This is a genomic window from Asanoa sp. NPDC050611 (assembly GCF_040654855.1).
GTDB lineage: Bacteria > Actinomycetota > Actinomycetes > Mycobacteriales > Micromonosporaceae > Asanoa.
Window position 1 is genome coordinate 1 of sequence record NZ_JBFAIU010000284.1, and the last position, 10,143, is coordinate 10,143.

Below are 10,143 nucleotides of genomic sequence, written 5' to 3' on the forward strand. Positions count from 1 at the left end.
CAAGGACAACTGCTCGGACTGGGCCGCCAGCCTGACCTACTACACGGTGCTCCAGGTCGGCGAAGCACCGGGCGGCGCGGGCCTGGAGCGGCGGCTCGCCGGCCGCGGGCGCACCGAACCCCGTGACGCCGGTCGCGCGGCGGCGCTCGCTGGTCGGCACCGCGGCCCCGGCGCTGGTGGCGCCCGCGAGCAGCGGCGGCAGGGCCGGCTCGAAGCTGACCGCCAGGCGTGGGTCGCCGCCGGCGGTGTCGAGCCAGCGCCCGAGCCAGCCGGTGGTGCCGGGGCGCACCGGGTCCGCGGTCTGCCAGATGTCCATCGAGCGGAAGTGGCTGCGGTCCGGCTTGGGGTAGCCGACACCGCGGACGACCGCCAGCCGGCCCTCGGTGAACAGCCGCTGGAACCCCTTCATGGCCGGGTTGAGACCGGTCCCCTCGTCGAGCCGCAGCACCTCGCCGGCGTCGTAGGCGATCCCGGGTCGGGCGTCCTGATAGGACGCGTCGGCGTACGGCACGACGGTGTTGAGCCCGTCGTTGCCGCCGTAGAGGGTCACCAGCACGAGGGTGCCGGCGTCCGCGGGCCGGTCGCCGGCCGTCGCCAGCACGTCGTTCAGGGTGTACGCGGTCGCACCGGCCGCCAGCGCTCCCGCGCCGACCACGCCGCTGGCGATCAGGAACTTCCGCCGGGTGAGCGTGTCCATGTGGCTCTGCTCCTCAGTGGATGGTGTATTCGGGGCTGACGAGGCCGAGCCGCAACAGCTTCTCGGGTTTGCCAGCCTCCTTGGCGAGCACGGCCCGGGTGCGGTCGGTCCAGCCGTCGACGACGAGCAGCCGGGCCAGGGCGTCGGGTCTGCCCTCCACCGGCGCGGCCTCGAGCCGGCTGACCGCCGCCGGCGCCGCCCAACCGGCGAGCTGTTCGGCCAGCCGCAGCCTGGCCTGCAGCGAGCTCGTGGTCAGCCAGGCCGCGCCGGCCGGCCAGCCGCCGACGCTCGGTGGGCGCAGCGGCACCTGGTCGAGCCCGTTGAGCCCGCTCACGAGCTGCTTGCGCTGCTGGTCGGTGAGCCGGGCCGGGCGCACGCCGAGCTGGCGCAGGGCGCCGACCGCCCATTCGACGGGCTGCTTGACGAGCTGACCTCGGGTGCCCGGGAAGTCCTGGTCGGTCAGCAGTGCCTTGAGGAGGTCGTCGATGTGGCGCCGGGCGGCGAACGCGGTGCTGAGGCGCTCCCGTACGCCGTCCGGAATCGGCTCGGCACTCGCGAAGCGGAACCACAGCCGCTGGGCCAGGAAGGTCGCGGCGGCGTCCTGGGTGGCGAGCAGGGCGGCGAACCCGTCGGCGTCGAACGCGGCGGTCCGGCCGAGGACGGTCTTGGCACCACGGTCGTGGCGGCGCCGCACGAACCGCGCGGTGCCGGTGGCGCGATCGACCGTCCAGCCGGTCAGCGCGCGGGCGCCGGCCTTCACGTCGCTCTCGCCGTAGTTGCCGATGCCGAGCGTGAACAGCTCCATCAGCTCGCGCGCCAAGTTCTCGTTGGGCGCCTTGACGGTGTTCTTCTGCCCGTCGAGCCAGACGATCAGCGCCGGATCGGCGACCATCCGCCTGACGAACGCGTCGAACCCGCCCCGGCCGTGCTCCCGGAAGGTCTGGAGCTGGCCGAGCATGAGCCGGGCGACCTTGACCTTCTGCGCGCTCGTGGCCCAGTGCCCGTGCCAGAAGAACACCATCTTCTCGGCGAGCTGCTGCTCGGCGACGACCATCCGGTCGACCCACCACTCCACGGTCGCGGTGACCTGCCGGCGGCGCTCCTGGTTGGCCTGCTGGCGCTGCTCGCGGGTCGCGTCCTTGCCAGGCCCGGGACCGGCGGCGAAGACCGGGGCCCGCGGGTCGTCGGCGGCGGGCCGCATCAGCCGCTCGACCGTCGCGGCGTATCCGGCACGCTCGGCGGCGTCGACCTCCTCGGCGGTAGGCCCGAAGGTGGCGCGGCGCAACAGGTGGGCGATCCTTGCGCGGTCTGCCATGCCGGAGAGGCTAGGCGAACAATGTACGAGGAAGGTAAGGGCGTCGTCAGCCGCGGGTCTCGTACGGTGAGGGGCGTGTCAGTTCACCGCGCACCCGCCGACCCACGCCTGACCACGCTGGCGCCGCAGCAGGAGGCCGACCTCGACCACGAGGCGCTGTTCCGCCGCGTGCTGCTCGCCGGCGTCGACCTGGCCGGTCACGAGGCTGACCTGGTGGAGTTCGAGCAGTGCCGCTTCGAACGCGGGTCGCTGGCCGCGGCCGTCCTCGACCAGCCCCGGTTCACGGACTGCGTGGTGGAGCACAGCGACTGGGCCAACGCGAAGCTGACGAAACCGGCGCTGCTGCGCACGCGGCTGACCAGCGTGCGGATGACCGGCGCCCAGTGCTCCGCGGGCACCCTGCGCGACGTGAGCTTCGACGCCTGCCGCGCCGACCTGGCGGCGTTCCGGTTCGCGACGTTCGCACACGTCCGGTTCACCGGCTGCAACCTGACCGGTGCCGACTTCACGGGCGCCGACCTGCGCCGGGCCGAGTTCGTGTCGTGCGACCTGACCGGCGCCCAGTTCTCCAACGCCAACTGCGCGGGCGCCCTCCTCACGGACTGCGACCTGTCCGGCATCGGCGGCGTGACCAGCCTGGCCGGCGCGACCGTCGCGGCCGGCGACCTGGTGGCGCTGGCACACACCTTCGCCCGCGCGCTGGGCATCACGGTCGCGTCGGAGGTGCCGGCGGCCGGACCCCGCACGCGAGCACGGCCGGCATCGGGATGACGACGCGCCCGTCCGGACGCACGAACCGCTGAGCGCGCTCGGCGATGTCCCGGGCGATCGCCCGCTGCGCGGCGGGCTCCTGCTGGCGCAGCAGGGCGCCGGTGCGGGCGGTGCCGTGCAGGAAGGACGGGAAGATCGCCGCGACGTCCGGCGGCTCCCAGCGGAGGTCGACGACGGTCGTGGTGGCGTCCACGAAGCCGACGGCGGCAAGCGCGTCGAGGCATTCGCTGGTGCGGCTGTAGCGGAAGAAGTCCGGCCCGCGCGGGACGGTCACGGGCGCACCGTGGCGCGCGACGGCGTCGAGGACGAGCTGAAAGCCCTGGGCGGCCGTGGGGTCCGACCAGACCGTGAAGGCGAACCGGCCGCCGCTCCTCAGCACCCGGAAGGCCTCCGCGATCGCCGTCTCGGGTTCGCCGAGGTGCAGCAGGCCGAGGTTCATCCCGACGGCGTCGAAGCTGCCGTCGGCGAACGGCAGCCGCTCGGCGTCACCGACCAGGAAGTTCAGGTGTGGGTACGCCGCGGCGCCCCTTGCCACCATCGCCGGCGAGAAGTCGAGGGCCACCGCCCAGGCCGGGGCGGCCGCGGCCACGTATCCGGGCCCGGAGGCGAGGTCCAGGAAGCGCCCGGCCGGTTTCAGCGCGTCCATGATGGACGGTATGGTTCGCGACGTCAGCTCGCTCCACGCGGCGTGGTAGTGATCGGCGGCCGCCTGCCATCCTTCGTACTCGAATTCGCGAAACGTCCCCATGCCCCGGGAGGCTACGCGGCCGCGCTCCAGGAGTCGGCGGCCGTGAGCAGCGCCGCCCCGAGCAGCACGCTGTCCTTGAGCAGGGCCTCGCCGAGCACGGACAGCTGCGGAAACCCGTGCCCGTCATGCCAGGCCTCGGGCGTCGTGACGAGAAAGCTGAGTGTGCCGACCATCATCCCGGCGGCGCCGAGGCTGCCGAGGGCACTCGCCCGTGGCGCGACCGGCTTGGCCGCGACCAGCGCACCCAGCACGACCTGCGAGGACCCGACGAGCTGCCCGAGCCGGCGCGCCCCGAGCCGCTTGCGCAGGATCGAGGTGAGCGGGCTCCCCTTGACGAGGGGTTCCGCGTTCTGGACCTCGTAGTCGGAAAACTTGAGCCCGCCAACCCAGACGAACACGGTCGCGAGCCCGTAGCGCGCGATCGACAATCCCACCGAACCGAGGTCTGTGTGTCCCGTGTGCATGAATGTGCTCCTGGTCGCCTCCGCCCGAGCTTCCTCACCCAGTATGGAGGCCGCCCCTCCGCGGGTCGGTGGTTCGCCGATCCCCAGGGGCCACGCCAGACACACTCCCACTGGCCTGCCGGCCCTGTCCGCGCTGCCGCCCGGCCTGACTGGTACCGGTCCTCCTGGTAGCGGTCGGCGCGGTGCGCTGGGGGTGGTGGGCGTTCCCGACCCGCTGCGGAAACGCCCACCGGCCGGTCAACGGTCGGGGACCTGGCGGTAGTTGGCGATGATCACGCCGCCGCTCGTCTGCTCTGATTCGATCAGCTCCAGCTTGGCCAGCATGCTGTCGTCGGCGAAGAGCCGCCTCAGTCGTCCGCCCCCGACGACGGGATGGATCTGCAGCTGCAGCTCGTCCACCAGCCCGTGTTCGAACAGCGTACGCACCAGCGTCGGGCTTCCCCAGACGCCGATCGCGCCGCCGTCCTGCGACCGCAGGTCGGTAACGAAGTCGACGAGGGACCCCTTGATCAATGTGCTGTTCGGCCACCTGTCCACCGAGTCGAGCGTGGTCGAGGCGACGTACTTCGGTACCCGATTGATCCAGCTGGCGAATGGCTCGTCTGCTGCCGTCGGCCAGTACTCGACCCACTCGCTGTATGTCGTGCGGCCGAGTAGTGCCGCGTCCTGCTGGTCGAGCAGGCGAGCGAGTGCGGCGCCCATGTCGTCGTCGAACCCGAACTGCCATCGGTTCGGCGCTTCCACCACGCCGTCAAGCGTGTAGAAGAGCGAAGACATCACCTTGCGCATGTGGCCTCCTCAGAGTCGATCGTGAGTCGTGAGCGCGGCGAACTGCCGCAGGACAGGGGCAAGCACTTCGGGGGCGACGTCGTGCTGTCCGCCGTCGACCTCCTGCAGCGTCGCGGTGGGCAGCAGGTCGGCCAGTGCCTTCGCGGCAGCCTGTAGCCACGGAGCGGTGCCGTTGCCGTAGGTGACCAGTACGGGCATCTTCACCGCGCTCCAACGGTCGGTGGGCAGCGGCGCGCCAGACATCGTGGTGCCCATGATCCGTCCGTCGTAGGCGATGGTGTGCGCCACCTCCAGCAGGCCGGGCCAGAACGGGCTCGCCCGCACACCGGCTACAGCCTCGGGCGGCAGGCCGGCCGCCTCGGTAAGGAACATCTCGGCGGCCTCGCCGCGACGGCCCGCCGCGACCGCGTCGTCGAGGCGTCGCACATAATCGGCGGAACGCGGCGGACGCCCGTCATCGACGACGAAGGGCGGCTCGAACAGCGCCACCCGGCTGATCGAAAGCCCCGCGGCCGCCGCATCGAGAGTCAACACCGCCCCCGACGACACACCACACACGATCGCCGGTCCACCGGCATGGTCGATCAACGCTTCGATGTCCTCGATCTCCCGCTCCACCGCGTACGGGGCCGTGTCCGTGCTCTCACCACGGCCGCGCCGGTCGTACGCGTAAACCCGGAACCGGTCCTGGCCCAGCAACGCACCCACGCCCGCGTTCAACCTGTCGGTGCCGCGGTGAGCGGTGGCGCCATGAACCATGATCAACGGCTCGCCCTCACCCCACACGTCGAACGCGATCCTCGTACCGTCCTTCGATCTGACGGCGTGTGACATAGCGGTTCCCTTCGTCGGTGACCTGCGCAGCGACGCGCGGATGCGAATCCTCACGGCCTGACGGTCGCGTGTCCGCCGGAAACAAAGACCCAGCCGACACCGCGGTCATGCCGGAGATGCATGACCGCGGAGCACGATCGTCCGCCGGCTCAGACCGTACGGCGGCAGGGCTTCAGTTCGACTTCATGCGCCTTGGCGTACGCGTTCGGCGTCGCGCTGCTGGCTGGGGACTACGCTGGACGGGGTGACGATCAGAACCGGACGGTTGCGGTTCGGTCCGGACAACGGGCGCATGCTGCTGCGCACCGCCCGCAAAGGTGTCGGCTCGGCCGTCGGCCACGACCTGACCATCGAGGTAACCGATTGGTCGGTGCAGATCGACATTCCCGAGACCGGGCGGGCGGATGCCACCGCCACGGCACGCGTCGAGTTGGGATCGTTGGCCGTTCGGAAGGGTACCGGCGGCGCTTTACCGCTGACTGACAAGGACCGGGGCGAGATCGAGAAAAACGCACGGCGGACGTTGGACGTCGATCGACACCCTACGGCCTCTTTCGCGTCCACCGGCGTCGTCACGAGCGACGACTCCGCGACCATCGGCGGAACGCTCACCTTGCACGGGGTCGCCGCCCCCATCAACGTCGAGGTGCGCGGGGCGACGCCCGATCGGTATCGGGCCACCACGGTGGTGACCCAGTCGACCTACGGAATCAAGCCGTACACCGGCCTGCTCGGTGCCCTCAAGGTCCGTGACGACGTCGAGGTGGAGATCGAGGTCGAGCTGGGACGTGACCTGTGATCACCTTCCATGCGATGACGGACGTCGTCTGTCGCACGCTTGCCCGACGATCTCACCGGAACGCCTCCGCGTGCGCGACGGCCCACTGATGGAACGTGTGGGGTTGTGCACCTGTCACGTCCTGAACCGTCGACCGCACCACGGACTCGTCGAGCGTGCCCTTGACGTAGAAGTCGAAGAACGCGTCGACGTACTGCACCGGTGTCGTCTTGAGCATCTCCGCGCGCGCTTCGTCGTCGGGTTGCGCTCGCAGGTGCAGTTCCCGGCCGAGCACGCCGCCCAGGATCCGCAACCGGTCCTCAGCCAGCAGCGCTTCGGGTCCGGTCGGCTGGTAGACACGCCCGTCGTGGCCGTCGGCCAGCAGCGCCCGGGCCGCCACGGCGGCGACATCGTAGGGGTCGACGCTGGCGATGCGTACGCCGGCGAATGGCGCGGTCACCACGTCGCCCGCCTTGAGTTGGCCGGTCCACTGCAACGTGTTGGACATGAAGGCGCTCGGCCGTAGGAACGTCCACGGCAGCCCGGATTCGCGTACCGCCCGCTCCGACTCGGCCATGTAGCGGCTGATGGCGTTGCTCGGGTCGCCGCTGCCGGCCGAGCCGCCCGACAGCAGGACGACCCGGTCGAGCCCGGCCCGGCGCGCGCTAGCCAGCAGCGCCGGCAGGCCGGCGTACCCGGGAAGGAGAAACAGTCCCCGTACGCCGTCGAGGGCTGGTTCGACGGACTCCGGGAGGTTCAGGTCCCCGGCCACGTACTCCACACCCGGCTGTGCGTCGGCCGTAGCGGGGTCACGGGTCAGCGCGCGTACGTTCGCACCGGCCGCGGCGAGCGCGCGGACGACCTCCGCGCCGACGTTTCCTGTACTTCCAGTTACCAAGAACATCATGCTCCTGAGGGTTCGACGACGGCGTAGGCGCGCACGGGGAACGTGCCGAAGGCGCGCACCCGCGGCGGCGCGGCGTGGAGCCGGGCTCCGGTGACGGGTGCGTCTTTGAGTCCGGTGAGGTGTTCGAGCACGGGGATGCCGGCGCCGAGCAGAATCGAGTGGGCGGGCCGCCGCCCGTCGCCGTGGGCGTCGTCGATGTTGACGCTGTCGATGCCGACAAGCCGCGCGCCGGCGTCGGCGAGCATCTGGGCGGCTTGTTCGGTGAGGAACGGGGCGGGATCGCCGTATGCCTCGGTTCCCCAGTGGCGATCCCAGCCGGTATGCAGCAGCACCGCCTTGCCGCTGGGGTCGATGGCGGCGAGGGCGTTGGGGCCGATGCCGCGCTCGCGGCTGTCTGTCACCCTGACCACGACGATTGGCAGGTCGGCGACGTCGGTGAGCTCGAGCCCGGCGAGATCCTGGCCGTGTTCGAAACGGTGGTAAGGGCTGTCGAGATAGGTGCCGGTGTTGCCGACCATGCTGATGCGATCGATGGCGAACTCGACCCCGGGTGCGTAGCGCTTGCGGGATGCCGCACGGGTGAGGTGCGGGGTGATTTCGGGCCCAGGTAGGCCGGGGTAGGTCGTCATGCCGGCTTGGATGACGTGGTTGAGCTCGACGAGCCTTGTCTGCTGTTGCCTTGAGACTGGCACGCCGCGCGACCCCTTGTGTGGCTCGGCTACCACTTGGGAGCTCACGATCCGCACGTGGTCGACCATCAGCAGACCGAGATGCGCGACGAGCAACTCGCCGAGCTGGTCATCGGTGAGGTCGGGAGCGGGGACGTCCAGCCGAAACCCTTGGGTCTGCAGGCCACCACCGTTGAGAAAGGCCACTTCGGCATCGAACACGGCACGGTACTCGGTCATGTCCGCGATGCTGCCATCGGTTCGCCGTGGTCGCTCGGACGGCGGTCCCAGGCGCGGTTGACGTGTCGGACGACGACGAGGACCAGCGTCGCCAGGGCGGCGAGGGTCGCCGTGAGGCCGCTGATGACCGCTGCCTCGATCTCGGCGTCGAACGAGTCGCCGATCAGAGCGGCAAGCGCGCCGATGAGCACGGCGACGATGACACTGACCAGAAGCGCGATGCTCGAGAAGTACTGGCTGGCCGGGATGCGAGTGCGGCGGATTCCGTACGTCCGCATGATCCCGGGCACGTCCTCGGTATGGCCCGTCACGAAGTAGCGCTCGAGCTCGGGCGCAGCATCGAGGTAACCCCGTCGCAGCCGGTTCATTCCGCTGACCAGCTCGACGTCCTCGCTGTTGAGCTGCACAAGGCGGACGACGGTGGCCAATCCGATGACGACAAGCAACGGGATGAGCATGAGCGCGAAGACGCGGAAGCCACTGCCGAGGTCCGTGCTGTCTGCCACCAGGGCGAGCGCGACCACCGTCGCCGATACCACTGTGACGAACCAGCTCGCGCGGCTGAAGCTCTCGCTCCACGCCAGATTTCTGGTGGCCAGCAGGCTCCAGTGTTCGGTGGACAGGATCTGTGCTCGCACGGCGACGGGGGCAGATTCCGTGAGCTGCTCGCCCGTGGCGGGATAGGGCACATCGCCTCCTCTGCGTCAAACCCGGGCGCGGTCGGACTCCGGCTCGGCCGCCGGAAGCCGGAACGACGCTAGCGGCCGTCGGCTTCAGATCGGCTTCTTCGACCGCGCTCGCCGTCGAGACCTACCGCTGCGCGCGGTCATGGCGTTCGAGCTTGGCGGCAAGGACGGCAGCGTCCGGGGCGCCCAGCTCCTCGTAGATTGCCAAGGCATGCTTCCAGGCGTCGTGGTTTTCGTCGAAGCGCCCCGTCTCGTGCAGCGCATCACCGAGCCCGTTGAGCGTCGCGGCCTGGTACCAGCGATCACCGTTTTCCAGGTGGATGTCGAGCGCCGCCCGGTAGTGGTCGACGGCCGCATCGTGCTGGCCGAGGCGGGCGTGGGCGGTCGCCAGGGCGTACACGACCAGGGCCTCGCCACGCCGGTGGCCAATCTGACGGACGACACCCAGCGATTCGCCGATGACGGGGATCGCTTCAGCCGGACGCCCAGCGGCGGTCAGGGTGAGTCCGATGTGGTACAGCGAGATCGCCATGTTGCCGGGCTCGTTGCGAGCGCGGTCCAGCTCGTAGGCCTGCCGGGAGAAGACCAGCGCATCATCGAACCTGCCGGCATCTCGGTATGCGGCGCCGAGGTTGCTGAGCGCGGTGGCGGTGCCGGGCAGGTCGGCAACCTCCTGGAAGATGGCCAGCGCTCTGCGCTGCGTCTCCACCGCCAGTTGACTCCGCCCCGTCGCCCGGTAGGCGGCGCCGATGCCACTGAGCATATGCGCCTGACCGACCCTGTCGCCGGACCGCTCTGCCGCCCGCAGTCCCACCTTGTGGGTACGCAGGACGTCGTTCCAGGAGCTCGTGAGATGCAGGTAGATCCAATTGGCATAAGCCAGGCGCCAGCAAAGATCATCGAAGCTGAGCGCGTACGCCAGATGGACGCCGGCGACGAGGTTGTGCCGCTCGGCCTGGTACCACTCGCGTGCGTCCCGCTCCGAGCCGAACGTCAGCGGCATTACACCGTCCACAGTGCGTGGTACCGCCACATCGGACTCGCTCGGCTGCAGCAGCGGCCGCGCGTTCACGGCCGTACGGGTGAGAAATTCGAGCAGGCGTCGCTGTCCGGCACGCCGTTCGTGCGAGGGCTCCTGACCGGTTGCGAGCTCTGTGGCGTACGCGTGCACGAGGTCGTGGAGAACGAACCTGTCGAGGGTCCGTTCGGTGGACCAGGTGGTCGCGCAGAGCCAGGACGAGCTGCG

At 70.3% G+C, this 10,143-nt stretch carries 11 protein-coding genes and 1 pseudogene; 2 read left to right on the forward strand and 10 right to left on the reverse strand.

Annotation, left to right across the window (positions count from 1 at the left end; all coding sequences use genetic code 11):
• Window positions 1-697, reverse strand: a pseudogene (locus AB0H87_RS31550) (hypothetical protein); the annotation flags it as partial.
• A 13-nt stretch (window positions 698-710) separates the two neighbouring features.
• Window positions 711-2,012, reverse strand: coding sequence for a DUF1800 domain-containing protein (locus AB0H87_RS31555; protein WP_360153824.1), 1,302 nt, complete (start codon window positions 2,010-2,012; stop codon window positions 711-713).
• Between the two features lie 75 nt (window positions 2,013-2,087).
• On the opposite strand from AB0H87_RS31555, the gene AB0H87_RS31560 reads away from it, so the two are divergent.
• Entirely contained in the window at window positions 2,088-2,783 is a 696-nt protein-coding gene (locus tag AB0H87_RS31560; protein WP_360153827.1) for a pentapeptide repeat-containing protein, read from the forward strand.
• Here AB0H87_RS31560 and AB0H87_RS31565 read toward each other — a convergent pair.
• From AB0H87_RS31565 to AB0H87_RS31580, 4 genes are all read right to left on the reverse strand, one after another.
• Window positions 2,719-3,531 (reverse strand): methyltransferase domain-containing protein, encoded by an 813-nt coding sequence (locus AB0H87_RS31565; RefSeq protein ID WP_360153830.1) that lies wholly within the window; start codon window positions 3,529-3,531, stop codon window positions 2,719-2,721. The two genes, AB0H87_RS31560 and AB0H87_RS31565, sit on opposite strands and share 65 nt — an antisense overlap.
• An 11-nt stretch (window positions 3,532-3,542) precedes the next feature.
• On the reverse strand, window positions 3,543-3,995 hold the full coding sequence (locus tag AB0H87_RS31570; protein WP_360153833.1) for a DUF417 family protein: 453 nt from the start codon (window positions 3,993-3,995) through the stop codon (window positions 3,543-3,545).
• A 237-nt stretch (window positions 3,996-4,232) separates the two neighbouring features.
• Window positions 4,233-4,784 (reverse strand): dihydrofolate reductase family protein, encoded by a 552-nt coding sequence (locus AB0H87_RS31575; RefSeq protein ID WP_360153836.1) that lies wholly within the window; start codon window positions 4,782-4,784, stop codon window positions 4,233-4,235.
• A 9-nt stretch (window positions 4,785-4,793) separates the two neighbouring features.
• The gene (locus tag AB0H87_RS31580; RefSeq protein ID WP_360153839.1) at window positions 4,794-5,672 is read right to left on the reverse strand and encodes an alpha/beta hydrolase; all 879 of its coding nucleotides are present in this window, start codon (window positions 5,670-5,672) and stop codon (window positions 4,794-4,796) included.
• Window positions 5,673-5,862: 190 nt separating this feature from the next.
• On the opposite strand from AB0H87_RS31580, the gene AB0H87_RS31585 reads away from it, so the two are divergent.
• A complete protein-coding gene (locus AB0H87_RS31585; RefSeq protein WP_360153842.1) occupies window positions 5,863-6,417 on the forward strand; it encodes a YceI family protein in 555 nt (184 codons plus the stop codon).
• Between the two features lie 52 nt (window positions 6,418-6,469).
• Here AB0H87_RS31585 and AB0H87_RS31590 read toward each other — a convergent pair whose 3' ends face one another.
• From AB0H87_RS31590 to AB0H87_RS31605, 4 genes are all read right to left on the reverse strand, one after another.
• Entirely contained in the window at window positions 6,470-7,303 is an 834-nt protein-coding gene (locus AB0H87_RS31590) for an NAD(P)H-binding protein (protein ID WP_360153845.1), read from the reverse strand.
• Window positions 7,300-8,211: a cyclase family protein gene (locus AB0H87_RS31595; RefSeq protein ID WP_360153848.1), complete on the reverse strand. Its 912-nt coding sequence runs from the start codon at window positions 8,209-8,211 to the stop codon at window positions 7,300-7,302. Before AB0H87_RS31595 ends, AB0H87_RS31590 begins: the two co-directional genes overlap by 4 nt.
• Window positions 8,208-8,900, reverse strand: a complete 693-nt coding sequence (locus AB0H87_RS31600; protein WP_360153851.1) for a hypothetical protein — start codon at window positions 8,898-8,900, stop codon at window positions 8,208-8,210. The genes AB0H87_RS31595 and AB0H87_RS31600 overlap by 4 nt, the downstream gene beginning before the upstream one ends.
• Before the next feature lie 121 nt (window positions 8,901-9,021).
• Window positions 9,022-10,143: tetratricopeptide repeat protein (locus AB0H87_RS31605; RefSeq protein ID WP_360153854.1), on the reverse strand; the 1,122-nt coding region annotated here is incomplete at its 5' end.

Bases quoted from the DNA above. Each gene is read 5' to 3' on its own strand.
- AB0H87_RS31555 (WP_360153824.1), bottom strand. From the start codon at position 2,012: ATGGCAGACCGCGCAAGGATCGCCCACCTGTTGCGCCGCGCCACCTTC.
- AB0H87_RS31565 (WP_360153830.1), bottom strand. From the start codon at position 3,531: ATGGGGACGTTTCGCGAATTCGAGTACGAAGGATGGCAGGCGGCCGCC.
- AB0H87_RS31570 (WP_360153833.1), bottom strand. From the start codon at position 3,995: ATGCACACGGGACACACAGACCTCGGTTCGGTGGGATTGTCGATCGCG.
- AB0H87_RS31575 (WP_360153836.1), bottom strand. From the start codon at position 4,784: ATGCGCAAGGTGATGTCTTCGCTCTTCTACACGCTTGACGGCGTGGTG.
- AB0H87_RS31590 (WP_360153845.1), bottom strand. From the start codon at position 7,303: ATGATGTTCTTGGTAACTGGAAGTACAGGAAACGTCGGCGCGGAGGTC.
- AB0H87_RS31595 (WP_360153848.1), bottom strand. From the start codon at position 8,211: ATGACCGAGTACCGTGCCGTGTTCGATGCCGAAGTGGCCTTTCTCAAC.